At 51.1% G+C, this 12588-nt stretch carries 14 protein-coding genes and 1 pseudogene; 7 read left to right on the top strand and 8 right to left on the bottom strand.

Annotation, left to right across the window (positions count from 1 at the left end):
• The 4 genes from B5F34_RS14490 to B5F34_RS14475 all read right to left on the bottom strand — a co-directional run.
• Window positions 1-1673: DNA topoisomerase (locus B5F34_RS14490; protein WP_087340415.1), on the bottom strand; the 1673-nt coding region annotated here is incomplete at its 3' end.
• 152 nt (window positions 1674-1825) lie between these two features.
• Window positions 1826-3406: a DUF4099 domain-containing protein gene (locus B5F34_RS14485; RefSeq protein ID WP_087247929.1), complete on the bottom strand. Its 1581-nt coding sequence runs from the start codon at window positions 3404-3406 to the stop codon at window positions 1826-1828.
• Window positions 3407-3412: 6 nt separating this feature from the next.
• The gene (locus tag B5F34_RS14480) at window positions 3413-3793 is read right to left on the bottom strand and encodes a helix-turn-helix domain-containing protein (protein WP_087248047.1); all 381 of its coding nucleotides are present in this window, start codon (window positions 3791-3793) and stop codon (window positions 3413-3415) included.
• Window positions 3794-3807: 14 nt separating this feature from the next.
• Entirely contained in the window at window positions 3808-4158 is a 351-nt protein-coding gene (locus tag B5F34_RS14475; protein ID WP_087247927.1) for a helix-turn-helix domain-containing protein, read from the bottom strand.
• Window positions 4159-4462: 304 nt separating this feature from the next.
• Here B5F34_RS14475 and B5F34_RS14470 point away from each other — a divergent pair, with 304 nt between their 5' ends.
• Both B5F34_RS14470 and B5F34_RS14465 read left to right on the top strand, forming a co-directional pair.
• Entirely contained in the window at window positions 4463-4753 is a 291-nt protein-coding gene (locus tag B5F34_RS14470) for a helix-turn-helix domain-containing protein (RefSeq protein WP_087247925.1), read from the top strand.
• A gap of 32 nt (window positions 4754-4785) precedes the next feature.
• On the top strand, window positions 4786-5079 hold the full coding sequence (locus B5F34_RS14465) for a helix-turn-helix domain-containing protein (protein ID WP_087340413.1): 294 nt from the start codon (window positions 4786-4788) through the stop codon (window positions 5077-5079).
• An 89-nt stretch (window positions 5080-5168) separates the two neighbouring features.
• Here the strand turns inward: B5F34_RS14465 and B5F34_RS14460 are convergent, their stop codons facing one another.
• Together B5F34_RS14460 and B5F34_RS14455 are read right to left on the bottom strand one after the other, a co-directional pair.
• On the bottom strand, window positions 5169-5531 hold the full coding sequence (locus B5F34_RS14460) for a hypothetical protein (RefSeq protein WP_087247920.1): 363 nt from the start codon (window positions 5529-5531) through the stop codon (window positions 5169-5171).
• A gap of 27 nt (window positions 5532-5558) precedes the next feature.
• Window positions 5559-6794 carry a site-specific integrase gene (locus tag B5F34_RS14455; protein ID WP_087247918.1) on the bottom strand — a complete coding sequence of 412 codons (1236 nt, stop codon included), beginning with the start codon at window positions 6792-6794 and terminating at the stop codon, window positions 5559-5561.
• Window positions 6795-7488: 694 nt separating this feature from the next.
• On the opposite strand from B5F34_RS14455, the gene B5F34_RS14450 reads away from it, so the two are divergent.
• From B5F34_RS14450 to B5F34_RS14440, 3 genes are read left to right on the top strand one after another with little or no spacing between them, the layout of a single operon-like run.
• Window positions 7489-7761, top strand: coding sequence for a DUF3791 domain-containing protein (locus B5F34_RS14450; protein ID WP_087340422.1), 273 nt, complete (start codon window positions 7489-7491; stop codon window positions 7759-7761).
• Complete coding sequence (locus tag B5F34_RS14445) at window positions 7758-8279, top strand: DUF3990 domain-containing protein (RefSeq protein ID WP_087340412.1); 522 nt, start codon at window positions 7758-7760, stop codon at window positions 8277-8279. The genes B5F34_RS14450 and B5F34_RS14445 overlap by 4 nt, the downstream gene beginning before the upstream one ends.
• Complete coding sequence (locus B5F34_RS14440) at window positions 8269-8478, top strand: DUF3791 domain-containing protein (RefSeq protein ID WP_087340411.1); 210 nt, start codon at window positions 8269-8271, stop codon at window positions 8476-8478. The genes B5F34_RS14445 and B5F34_RS14440 overlap by 11 nt, the downstream gene beginning before the upstream one ends.
• Before the next feature lie 159 nt (window positions 8479-8637).
• Here the strand turns inward: B5F34_RS14440 and B5F34_RS14435 are convergent.
• Window positions 8638-8936 (bottom strand): annotated as a pseudogene (locus B5F34_RS14435) (helix-turn-helix domain-containing protein); the annotation flags it as partial.
• 18 nt (window positions 8937-8954) lie between these two features.
• Between B5F34_RS14435 and B5F34_RS14430 the strand changes: the two are divergent.
• Window positions 8955-9956 carry an ATP-binding protein gene (locus tag B5F34_RS14430; protein WP_162609345.1) on the top strand — a complete coding sequence of 334 codons (1002 nt, stop codon included), beginning with the start codon at window positions 8955-8957 and terminating at the stop codon, window positions 9954-9956.
• Window positions 9957-10081: 125 nt separating this feature from the next.
• Here B5F34_RS14430 and B5F34_RS14425 read toward each other — a convergent pair whose 3' ends face one another.
• Window positions 10082-10708 carry a TraI domain-containing protein gene (locus tag B5F34_RS14425; RefSeq protein WP_239448987.1) on the bottom strand — a complete coding sequence of 209 codons (627 nt, stop codon included), beginning with the start codon at window positions 10706-10708 and terminating at the stop codon, window positions 10082-10084.
• Between the two features lie 305 nt (window positions 10709-11013).
• Here B5F34_RS14425 and B5F34_RS14420 point away from each other — a divergent pair, with 305 nt between their 5' ends.
• A complete protein-coding gene (locus B5F34_RS14420) occupies window positions 11014-12504 on the top strand; it encodes a TolC family protein (protein ID WP_087340406.1) in 1491 nt (496 codons plus the stop codon).
• Window positions 12505-12588 lie beyond the last annotated feature (84 nt).

Raw genomic sequence — 12588 nt, 5'->3', positions numbered from 1 at the left:
GACTCCCAACGCCCGGTCATTTCCACATCGGCGATGTCCATCTCCTTCACGATGGAATACAGGGCAAGCCCTTTCTCCGTCGGCACGAGCGACTTCTTCACGCGCACCATGTATTCGCGTCGGAGCAGGGTCTCGATGATGGCGGCACGGGTGGCGGGCGTGCCGATGCCGCAGTCCTTCAACGCCTGCCGCGCTTCCTCGTCCTCCACGCCCTCGCGTCCGGCGGTCTCCATTGCCGCCAGCAGGGTGCTTTCCGTGTGCAGCGGCTTCGGACGGGTCATGCCCGAACTCATCGTGCAGCCGTTCATCGCCAGCGTGTCGCCCTCCTTCCAGTCGGGCAGTACGGTGTCCTCCCTGTCCTCGCCATAGACCGAACGCCAGCCCGCCTTGCGGACGATGCACCCTTTGGTTTCAAACGCCACGCCTTCGCACTCCGCACGGACGGTGGTCGTGTCCTTGACGCACTCCGGGGAAAATGCCTCAATCATGCGCCCCACAATCATGTCGTAGATGAACTGTTCGTTCTTGTAAAGAGCCAGCGGACGGTTCGGGGTCACCAACAGCGCGTGGTGGTCGGTCACTTTCGAGGCATCCACGCTGCGGCGGTTCAGTTCGCCCATATCTGCAATCTTCTCCGCAAAGGACGAATGACCTGCCAGACGGTCGAACAGCGCAGGCACTTCGTCAAACACGTCCTCCGGGATGTAGCGGCTCGACGTTCTCGGATAGGTGACGAGCTTCGCCTCATAGAGCTTCTGCACGAGGTCGAGCGTCTGTTCCGCCGTGAAGCCGTGCTTCGTGTTCGCTTCCTTCTGGAGCGTGGTCAGATCGTACAGCAGCGGAGGGTTCTCCACCTTTTCCTTCTTTTCGGTTTTTACGACGGTGGCGCACATTTGTGCCTTTACCTTATTATATAATGCGGCGGCTTCCTCCTTGTCTTTCCATTTCTCCACCGAGGCGAACTTTACCACTTCACTTGCGCTTACCGACGGTACGGTAAAATGAAGCTGGTGTACCGGTTCGGGCGTGAAACGCTTGTTCTCCCAGAAACGCTTGCAGACCATCGCCAGCGTGGGTGTCTGCACACGCCCTACGGAATACGTGCCCCGTCCGGCGGCGACGGTCAATGCCTGCGTGCCGTTGATGCCCACCAGCCAGTCGGCTTCGCTCCGGGCTTTGGCGGCTTGGTAGAGGTTGTCGTACTCGTGACCGTCCTTCAGTTCCTTCAGTCCCTTGCGGATGGCGGCATCGGTCAGCGAGCTTATCCACAGTCTTTGAAAGGGCAAGGTACAGCCGGTATAGGCATAGAGGTAACGGAATATCAATTCTCCTTCACGGGCGCAGTCGGTTGCCACGATAATACTGTCGCTCTCGTTCCACAGTTTGGTAATCACCTTAATCTGCTTCACCGCTGCCGCGTCCGCCTTGTAGCCTTTGTCCGTCTTCACCTGACGGGGGACAAGCCCGAACCTTTCGGGGATAACGGGCAGGCTGTCGCGCCGGAAGCCCTTGATACCGTACCCGTCGGGCATGGCAAGCTGTACCAGATGCCCCAATGCCCATGTCACGTGGTAGCCGTTTCCGGTGAAATACCCTTCTTCTTTCTTCATCGCGCCGACAATCCGTGCTATTTCACGGGCGACGCTCGGTTTTTCTGCCAATATGGTAATCATATCTTTTTCTGTCTAATTTGTTGATACTTTTGTTTCTTTTCGGGTGGAAATGAAACGGGGCACGGCCTTGTCCGTGGGATATGCGGTACAGGGCGGTGTATGCTCCCCGTTTCAATCCGTTGATTATTGTCGGATGGATTTAGTGGCGGCAATCAGGACACCTTCACACCTTTGGATTTTCTTGTCTGCCGTTTCTGCTGGGTTTCGTCCTTTGGTGCGGTCTGCCCCTGCTGCAACGGCTCTTTCACGTGCTTGGTCGCCTCGTTGGTCTTGCCCTCGTTGTTCACGGCAAGCTGCGTCCTGCTCTCGTTCGACGGGGCGACGGTCTGTGCGAGGTCGGGGTTCTGCGAGTAGGTCAGCGGACGGCCTTTCTCGAAGCTGAACTTCAGGTACTTCGTGCAGGGCTGCCCTTGGTCGTCCTTTGCGTTGGCGAGTACCACCGTCCTGCCCGCCACGTAGTCGGCGATTTGCTGTTCGTTGAACAGGTCGTCTTTCCATTTGCTTATCGGGCGGATGCTGCCGTCCTCGTTCGTCCACGAACGGTTGCGGGGTTGCCTTTCGCCGTTTTCCTGCGTCTGCCCCTGTGCATCGGGATTGTCCTGCTTCTTGCTTTGACGCTGCGACTGTTGCTGACGTCGTTGCCCCGGCACGAACTCCACATCGCGTTTTTCGGCGCTTACCTGAAGTAATGCCTGAAATTTGCGCCCGTTGGATAATGTCACTTCTTTGGGAAGGGCAAGCCCGGCACGCAGGATGTCCATTTCTTCCTTTGTCAAGCCGGTCTGTCCGATTTGATAGGGGATGCGCACCTTGTCGGCGGGCACGTCCACGATTTCATTCGTCAGGCGGTCGATGCTGATATACGACTGGCGCATTTCCCCGGTTCTCGTATCCGCCACATCCACCACCTTGCCTAAATTGCCCGTGCGCTTCAGGTTCTTCTTGTCCTCGTCCGTAAAGGTGTAGCCGTTGTGGGGGATGTCAAGACGCGGTTCGTGGCGCACGAAGTGGGGAGTGAGTTTCAGTTTGCCGTCCTCCGCTTTCTGGAACGAAAGGCGGGCTTGCAACTCGTAGCTCTCGTAGCCGAAGGTCGGCTTCACCGTCACCAGCCCCGTCTTGCCGTAATTCATCAGGGCTTTCAAATCCTTTTCTGAAAGGCTTTCCCTGTCGATGCCGCACTTGCGCAATTCCGCCCAGTCCACTTGGTCATCCGCTATCAGGTTCGGCTTCTCCTGTTTCTGCGGTTGCTGCTCATCTTGCGCTTCAGCCGTTTGAGGCTGTTGCACTTCCTGTTTCTGTTCTTCTTTTTTCTGTTCCATTTCTTCTGTCTTTTTAAGGGGTTCATTGTCGCTTTCTTGTTTTACATTCTCCGTTTCCGCCTGCTTCCGGTATTCCGAAGTGTCCACCTTGTGCGCCGCGAGCATTTCTGCGTTTGCCGCAGGGTCTTTCAGCAAATCCTTGATGACCGGCAGCACCGCATCCGCCATGTCTGCCGCCACCCGGTAGAAGCCGAAGCGTGTCGGCTCCTTGCACTGGCGGTAGAAGTTCCTGAAGAAGTTGTCCACCATGTCACCGTGGCGGTCGAAGCGCAGGAAGTCCTGCGAGTGTTCCGCCTTTGCCGGAGCCGTCTTCGGATAGCCCTTGCTGTCCAGCCCGGCTACTACGCTGATTTCGCCCGTCTTCTCGTCGCGGACGACCAGCACGTCTTTCTCGTTTTTCTTTTTCTGTTCCATTTCAGTTTAATTTTTACGGTTCGTTTTTTTGTCGTTTGATTTTCTTTTGGTATTGTCCGCCTTATCCTGAGCCCTGTCACGGAGTATTTCCCGCATGTGGGTGCTGATGAACAGTTCCACGTCCGCCCTGCGGTAATAGGTCTTGTGGCGGTGCATCCGGTAGGGCAGCAGCCCGTCGCTGCGGTAGCGTTGCAGGGTACGTTTGCTCACGTGGAGCAGCATGCACACGTCTTGGTTGTCCATCGTGTCCTCTTCCAACAAGGCGGTGCCCTGCGGCTTTTCATTCACGTCACCGCGCATGGCGGAGAGCATCTCCTCCTGACGGTCGAGGCGGCTGAACACCTGCCTCATGCAGTCCTCGAAAGTGCGTCTGTCTAAAAACTCCATAGCCGTTCCTCCTTTCATTTCCAGCCCGCCTTTCCGCCCGTGCGGAGCCGGTAGTTGTGTTTCAGTTCCTCCGGTTTCTCCGGTGAAGTCTTGACCGCATTCTCCCGGATGATGCGTTCCACTTCTTCCGGAGGGTAACGGCAGTCGCCCCGGATGATGACATACCCGATGCGCTTCTCGTCGCGCAGCCGTTGCAGCGTGCGGCGGCTGACACAGAGCAGGCGCATCACTTCGCGGCTGTCCAGAAGGCAGGCGGTATCGTTCCGCTGTCCCTCCATGCCTTGCCTCCTCACATGGGAGGCGATTTCCTCGATGCGCCCTACGATGTCCTTGTAGGCGGCGCTTTCCATCGTGATGATTTCCATTTCTCAATCGCTTTAATCGTTAATGAATCAATTTGTCGGGAGCAAAATTCGGCTATTCCAAAGGGGCGGGCACGGTACTTACCCGTAACTTACGTGAGATTTTTATGGATTTTCCACCTTGCAGGGGCTTCAACGGGCATTTTTATCATGGAAAACCGCCAAACGGACATTCCAAGCCGTCTGTTTCCCTCATGTCCTGATGTGGCACAATAAAAAGAGCCACAAGCTGCCACTGTTTCCTTGCCCGGTCGGTTCCGGCCCACGGCTGTGTAACTTTGCGGCAAACCGATAAAATTTTGAAAGAATGGAAATAGTAATCATTGAGAAGACCGCCTTCGATATGCTCCTTGCCGGAGTGAAGGCATTGGAGGACAGGGTGAGGACGCTTGCCGAAAAGGGCGGCGACCGCCGCCTTGCCGAATGGATGGACACGGAGGACGTGTGCCGTATGCTGAGCATAACCCCGAAGACCTTGCAGGCCATGCGCGACAGGCACGGCATTGCATATTCCCAAATCGGACGCAAGTTCTATTACAGGCCGGAGGATGTGGAACGGCTGTTGCCCGTTCCCGAAACGGGACAACCGTCCGTCTGACACTTGAAGTGTGCCACTAAATCCTATGTAAGATGAATGACAATGTATTGACAAAGGACTGCGGCGTACTTGCCGACGCCATGCAGTCCGTCCGGAGAAGCCTGAAAATGGCGGACAGGCTCGCCGACGGATACATCCCACCGATGGGCGGCGAGCGTTACCTCACCGACAGGGACTTGGCGCAAAGGCTGCACGTGAGCCGGCGCACCTTGCAGCAGTACCGCCACGAGGGGATATTGCCCTATTTCCTGTTCGGCGGCAAGACGCTCTACCGCGAGAGCGACATCCAGAAGGTACTGGAACGTAACTACCGCAAGGCATACTGACGCTTGCGGCAAGTAAAAAACATCGGGAGACGGATACCCTCATGCGGGTTGCCGCTCCCGATGTTCATTTCAGACCGTGCCTGTGCCGTTCAGCAGTATGCCCCATGCGGATGATGCAGGAACAAGACCGTAGGCTCTTTCTTGGAACACGCCACCGTCCGGGCGAGCCATTTGCGGAACAGTGCCGCCTGCCCCGTGTCGAACCGGAACGACAGGGCTATGACCGTTTCCATGCCGTAAATCTCCGTATAACCTTTTGCTTCCTGTAGCCGTATGCGCCGGCATGAACCGCCGTCCGCGATGCCGTCCTTTTTCAGTTTCCTTATGGCGGCTTCCACCGACACGCCGCGCACATAGAACAGGCCTGCGATTTCTCCGGTCGTCATCCACACTTCGGCATCGGGCAGGACTACCGTCTTTTCTTCTATTGTTATGATGCCTCTCGTTTCCATGCTTCTTTTCGTTTTCGGGTTCAACTTCTAAATGGCTTGGCAGATGAACTGTTCCATCGGGGCGAGTTTTTGGGAGAGCAGTTCCATGTCCCGGCTCATCTTCTCAGCCGTGATTTTCGCGTATATCTGGGTCGAACGGATGCTTGTATGCCCCATCAGTTTCGACAGCGTTTCAATGGGTACGCCGTTGGAAAGACATATCGTCGTGGCATACGAATGCCTACTTTGGTGCCAGGTCACGTTTTTGTTTATCCCGCATTGTCTGGCTACCTGTTTGATGCCGTATTTACAGATGTTATAGCATGGGACAGGCAGCAGCTTGCCGTCTTTGGAAACGCCTTTGTATTTGTCGATGATGTGCTTCGCCACGTCCAGCAGGCGGATGTTCGTTTCCACTCCCGTTTTCTGGCGGCTCGTCTTTATCCACAGATGCCCGTCGAAGGAAATTTGCAGGTTCTCTTCCGTGAGGTTCGCCATGTCACGCCAGCTCAAACCGGTGAAGCAGCAGAAGATGAAGAGGTCGCGTATCAGTTCATAGTTCTTCCTCTTGAACGTGCAGTTTATCATCTGCGTGATTTCCTCTTTCGTCAGGTAGCCGCGTTTCGTTTCCTCCTTCGTGATGTGGTAGGCATAGAACGGGTCGCGCTGCAACCAGCCGTTGTTGATGGCGGTGAAGATGATGCTCCGGAAAGGCATCATGTACGACCACACGGTGTTGGTGCAATGCCCTTTCTCCACGCGCAGGAACAGCTCGAAGTCCGTGATGAAGGCGGGCGCAAGCTCTTTCAGGGCGATGTCCTCCACCTTGTACCGGGTTTTGATGAACTCCGACAGGTGCTTGTAAACCACGCAGTATTTCCAATAGCTGCGTTGGCTCTTCATCTTGCCCACTAATTTGGCATAGTCCTCGTTGTGCTGCTGGAACACGGCAAGCAGCGTCTTGTGGTTCATGCCCATGCCGAGGTATTCGTTGCGTACCTTCTCCGCCGTGACATAAGTGTCACGGTCGAACACGTCCTGATAGGCCTTGTTCACACCCACGCGGATTTTGTCCAGCATACGGTTGCCTTCCAGAGCCACGTTGCTCCTTCCGGTCAGCCGTCCGGTTTCCACGCTCCACATCTTTTCCTCCACGTCCAGCTTGCAACTGAACTGTGCGATTTTCCCGTTCACCGTGATACGGCACATGACCGGTATCAGCCCGTTCTTCTTCGGCGCGTTGCGCTTGAGGTAAAATAAAATCTTGAATGTCGCTCTACTCATAGTTCATACTTTTTTATGGTTGCAAAATTACCTTGTGTAGAGCTGTTTGCCTGTATGTAAACCGCAGCAGACCAACGCAATCGAATCTGCCGCAAGACTTTTTCATCCCGAACCTTGCCAACTGCCTGTATAATTGCAGTTCTTGCCATGTTTTGCCGGGCTTTTCCATCCTGTTACCCGTTCCGATTTTAAGTAACGAGATGGTAACGTAATTTCGGTTCAAGTTGGCATTTTCACGGTTTCAGTTGGCACCCGTCCAAATCGCCAAAACCCCATAAATCATTAACTTTCAATCATATTTCCGTGATTTGCTCAGTATCTCACTTTTTTGTATTATCTTTTACTAAAAAAGGTAACTTTTGAATTATCAAATATCTGTTTATAAGTAAGATGCTGTGAAACATATCACAAAAACATTTATATTTCCATTTATATTTTGCGTTGAATGTTTGTCTGTGTGTTAGATTATAAGTATGTGTTTAGTTAGAGTGGTTTGCCGCTTAACAGTAGAATGCGTTCAGGACTTTTTTAAATGTTGAAGGCATTGGAATAGTATGGTTTGGTAGCGATAAAAAAAGATAACTAATAGGCAGGTATGGGAAGAATAGAATGTCGGTTAGCCGTGAGAAAAATCAAGTAAAACGAATCTGTGATATGGAGAATTTTACTATCTTTGTCGACGGAGGATCAAATGATGGAACAGTTACGCCAAATGACAGATGAGCAATCGCGCATGATATTTGTCGCTTCATGCATCGAGGCTGTTGCACGCCGGGAGAATATTCCAGCTACGGAGATGTATAGGCGTATGTCTCGGGTGGGAATGATACACCATTATATTCTCCCTTATTATGATGTGTTGCATACGCAAAGTCGGCAATATGTGACAGATACGTTGCTGGAAACTTTGCATAACTGGGAGGCGGCGGGGATGTCTATGGTGGATGAGGAAGGAGGTGAGAGATGATGCAAGTGTATCATGGTGCAGCTTGTGAGGTTCAAAAGCCCATTGTTGGATATGAACGGTCGGATTTGGATTTTGGACAAGGGTTTTATGTAACTGTTTTGCGTGAACAGGCTGAGCAATGGGCTAGGACTGTTGCCATGCGTGTGCCACGGGCAGATGCTATACTTAACATCTATGAATTAGATATAGATTATGTATATAATCATTTCCATTGTCTGATTTTCAAGGCTTACGACCGGGCATGGTTAGATTTTATTGTGCAGAGTCGTTCGGGAGAGAGGCCGTGGGTGGAATATGATTTCATAGAAGGAGGAGTGGCTAATGACCGAGTCATTGATACGGTTGAGGGTTATATGGCGGGTATGATGTCTGCCGATTTTGCTATAGCCCAATTGGCACAGCATCAGCCTAATCATCAGATGTGTTTGCTCAATCAACGATTGGTGGATAGATGTCTTCATTTTAAAGAGAGTTTTATCGTACAGTTGAAGAAGAAAGGAGGTCGTTATGTTGAATGACCTTCTCTTGTGGAACAAGATAGGACGTATTATTGTGTTATTGGCAGAACGAATCGGTGTTTCTTCAGAGCGAGCTTTGGATATATTTTATTCGTCGCGGACTTGTGAACGACTGCATGATCCTAGTACAGCTCTTTATTTGATGGGAGACCGCTACATCGTGGAGGATGTGATACGGGAGTTGCAGGAAAGAACTTAAAAATAATTACCTTAAGTAAATGTGTAAAATGAAATGATACTAAACACAGAGACACAGAGTTATTCCCCTCTTTCGTGTGCGGCGAAGCCGCGAACTCCGTGTCCTCCTCTCATCATTTTCCGACAGACAGTTACGGAACTTGTGTCTCTGTGTTTGGAATCACTTCTTGACGATCCATTTTCCGTTTCTTTTCCCGTTTTCCCGTTCCAGCAAACCATGTTCTATCAAAGAGGGGGTCATTCGCTTAACGGTTCGGAGAGATTTGCCGATATGTGCTGCAATCTCAGTTTGAGTAGCTTCGGGATTGTCTTTGAGTGTTCTTGAAATACGCTGTCGTCGAATGTGAATCCAAATGTATGAAGGTATTTCATGGTGAACACGGCAGTGGTACGTGTGTTCCCTTCTCCAAAAGGATGGATTTGCCCAATGTCTGAAACAAACTTACATATATGCTTCAATGTAAGCCTTCGTCCAACTTGGATATAGGTTTGTTTCAAAGTGATTATCTGCCGAAAGCCATTTCTCCGGAGATTTTGAAAAATGACAAAAGGGATGTTGTTCAACAACTGGCCTCGCTAAGGTTGTTTGACAGGAATTACAACTGTCCTACCAATGCCGGGATGCTGTTATTGGGACATAATCCACAATCGTATATTTTCGGGGCCTATATCCAATATGTGCGTTTTGACGGCTTGAACAGGGCTGCCAAGGTCGTAAAAGAGAACCGCTTTTCCGACAACTTGATACAAATGCTGAAGGAACTGGATTCTTTCGTGAAATATACCATCGAGAACAAACGTCCGGTCCTTGTGTCGGCCTTACGTGAAGAAGAGAAGATAAACTATCCGTATGTGGCTATACGTGAGCTACTTATGAACTCAGTTATGCACCGTTCATACGAGGGTAGTAATGCCCCGACAAAGTTTTATGAGTATTCAGACCGCATCGAAATAGACAACCCTGGAAACCTGTACGGCAAAGCCCGCATAGAAAATTTCCCCAATGAGAACGATTACCGTAATCCTGTAGTGGCCGAAGCCATGAAAACATTGGGATATGTCAACAAGTTCGGGCGTGGCATCAATATGGTGCAAGATGTACTGATCGAAAACGGCAACACTTCCGCGCAATTTGTCTTGGACGATATAACTACGTTCAAGGTCGTTGTACGCAATGCTGAGTATGTGGCTAAAAAAGAAGATTCTAAAGGTGATGTCAGTGGTGATGTCAGTGGTGATGTCAGTGGCGGAATTAAAGCCCAAATAGCAGTTGCTAATGCTCGTAGGGATGCTATTATCAATTTGGTTAAACAGAATAAAGACTATTCTGTTTCAAAAATAGCAGAATTATTGAAAGTCTCTCCTCGTACCATTTCGCGTGACATAGATAAACTGAAGGCAGAGAAGAGACTCCAACGCATAGGAGATGAAAATACAGGATATTGGAAAGTTTCGGATGATACAAATAGTAAAAAATGAAGTGTAGGTTCAGAAATCCATTTTATTCTATATCTCGCTTGACTTTATAAAATTGTTTATTCGATTTATAAAGCGATCAAAAGCGTTTCGTATAGCGGATTGAGGTTCCGGATAGTCCTTCAACATTAAAGCTCGTCCATTTCCTCCCCACTGCGTTCCATGATAGAGGCGGCCAGCTTGTCGCCCACCTGCACAATGGAAACCAGCGGATAGAGTTTCTGGGCAGTGTCGAAACTGCGTTGGTCCTCAAAACTATTCATGTTGATGCCCCAGGCACCCATGTGCCAGCGGATGGCCAGCATTTCGTCATCGGTCATTTCCAGTCCGTTGCATAGCAGCAGGATGACGGATTTCTCGCCGTGGCCCATGGGAAAGTTCTTGTAGGACACTTTATATCCTTCGCAGTCTTCCCACTGTCCCAGCACGTTCTTGCGCTTTTTCACCGAGCGGATGTAGATGTCGCTCTTGCAGACATCGTGCAGCAAGCTGGCGATGATAACACTGTCGCGCTGCACCTCCTTTTCCAGTCCCGGCTCCAGGGCTTTCATGCCTTCCCATACCATGAGGGCGGCTTTACACGTGTTGACGGAGTGGATGAGCAGGCCGCCTTCGATGTTCAGGTGATGGTTGGCCGAAGCGGGGGCGGTGAAGAACCCCATCTCTTCCAGACCTTCCAACACATCTTCTACGCCGTCGCGCCCGGTGGAGCGCAACAATTCCGTAAATTCTTTTTTGACTTGGTTGATGTCCATATTGATTTCTTAATTGTCTATTTCTGCTTTTCAATGCGCCAAGGTACGAATAAATTCTTAAACCGCCAAAAGGATAGAGCGGAGTGAGTCCGTACATTGTCCGTTTGCGGACACTTGGATTGTCCGTTTTCGAACACCAAACCTCTTCAGAGGCCTTGTGGAGCACTTGGCACGGTCTTTGCCTTGCAATGAGTACGGGACCGAGGAAGTGCAGAGCGGTTCGGTTCCGGTGCGGCAGAAAAAACTCCGCGTCTTTGCGTCTCTGTGTTTGGCATACGTTTAAGAAATAAAATATGGATAGAAATATGAGGAAAATCTTATTATTGGTTGTGTGTCTGTTGATGCCGGCGGCATTGGTCGCTCAGGAAGACAACGATTCGACGGGCTATGAGCGTGACATTACCCTTTCTGAAGCCATAGCCTTGGCCAGGGTACAGTCTGTGGATGCTGCCGTGGCACTGAACGAGTTGAAGACGGCCTATTGGGAATACCGCACTTTCCGTGCCAACCTTTTGCCGGAGGTCAATTTCACGGGGCAGTTGCCTAACTACAACAAGTCGTACAGTTCGTATCAGAATTCAGACGGTTCCTATACCTTTGTGCGCAACAATACGCTGGGGCTTTCCGGGGAACTTTCCATTGACCAGAACATCTGGCTGACCGGCGGGAAACTTTCACTTACCTCGTCGCTCGATTATGTCAGTCAGTTGGGCAGAGGAAGTTACCACCAGTTTATGTCGGTACCCGTTAGCCTCGAACTGACGCAGCCCATCTTCGGAGTGAACACGCTGAAGTGGGACCGCCGCATAGAACCTGTGCGTTATGCGGAGGCCAAGGCGAAGTTTATCAGCGCTACCGAAGAGGTGACGATGACCACCATCACTTATTTCTTCAACTTGTTGCTTGCCAAGGAGAACCTGGCTACGGCACGGCAGAACAAGGAGAATGCCGACCGTCTTTACCAGGTGGCTCTGGCCAAGCGGGAGCGGGGACAAATCTCCAAAAACGACCTGCTGCAACTGAAACTGAATGCTTTGCAGGGACAGGCCGATGTGACGGCAGCCGAGAGTAACCTCAACGCGCAGATGTTCCAGCTACGTTCTTTCCTGGGGGTATCGGAACAGGAAAACCTGAATCCGGTGCTGCCGGAGAAAGTCCCTGAGGTGGATATACATTATGATGATGTGTTGGGTAAGGCTTTGGAGCGGAATTCGTTTGCGCAGAACATCCGACGGAGACAGTTGGAGGCTGACTATCAGGTGGCGACCGCTAAGGGGAATATGCGAAGCATCAATCTGTTTGCCAGTGTCGGATTTACTGGGCAGAATAAGGATTTACGGCCGTCATACCAGAACTTGCTGGACAATCAGATTGTGCAGGTGGGATTCACCATTCCTCTGCTGGACTGGGGCAAGAGGCGCGGACAGGTGCAGGTGGCCAAGAGTAACCGCGAACTGGAGATGTCGCGCATCAAACAAGAACAGATGAACTTCAACCAGAATATTTTCCTGCTGGTAGCCAATTTCAACAACCAGGCCCAACAGTTGGGCATCGCCGAAGAAGCGGATAAGATTGCCGAACAGCGCTACAATACCAGCGTGCAGACTTTCATGATTGGCCGTATCAGTACCCTTGACTTGAATGATGCGCAGAATTCAAAGGATGAGGCGCGGCAGAAGCATATTTCCGAACTGTATTATTATTGGTATTATTTCTATCAGATCAGAAGCCTGACGCTTTGGGACTTCGAGCAGAACAGGGAGTTGGAAGCTGATTTTGAGGCTGTGGTGAGATGAACGGAGAGGATGCAATGGAGCGATCATATTCTTGCCGGATGAGTAAATGTGCAAAATTAAGTGATACTAAACACAGAGAAACAG

Origin of the sequence: Mediterranea sp. An20 (assembly GCF_002160055.1) — a bacterium.
GTDB lineage: Bacteria > Bacteroidota > Bacteroidia > Bacteroidales > Bacteroidaceae > Bacteroides > Bacteroides avicola.
The sequence above is the reverse complement of the archived record's forward strand: the minus strand, read 5'-3'. Positions and strand labels throughout refer to the sequence as shown.